1 protein-coding gene is annotated in these 255 nt (G+C 69.4%); it reads right to left on the bottom strand.

Features of this window, described 5'->3' with window-relative positions; all coding sequences use genetic code 11:
* Nucleotides 1-255 (bottom strand): transposase (locus QM019_RS12990; RefSeq protein ID WP_282853319.1); only part of this gene is annotated, 255 nt, incomplete at both ends.

The following is a 255-nucleotide window of genomic DNA, read 5'->3' as shown; positions in this document are numbered from 1 at the left end:
ACGAGCTTGTCCATCCGGCGGGTCGAGACGCCGGCGAGGTAGCAGTCCGCGATCACCGTGATCAACGCGGTCTCGGCCCGTTTGCGGCGCTCGAGCAGCCACTCCGGGAAATACGTGCCCTGCCGCAGCTTCGGGACCGCGACGTCGATGGTGCCGACACGGGTGTCCAGGTCACGGTGCCGGTAGCCGTTACGTTGCGCGAGCCGGTCTGGGGAGACCTGACCCCATTCCGCGCCGACGACGGCGTCCGCGTCG

The sequence above is a fragment of the Gulosibacter sediminis genome, assembly GCF_030011715.1.
Taxonomy (GTDB): Bacteria; Actinomycetota; Actinomycetes; order Actinomycetales; family Microbacteriaceae; genus Gulosibacter; species Gulosibacter sediminis.
Note: the sequence above shows the minus strand (reverse complement) of the source record. Positions and strands in the feature narration are given on the sequence as shown.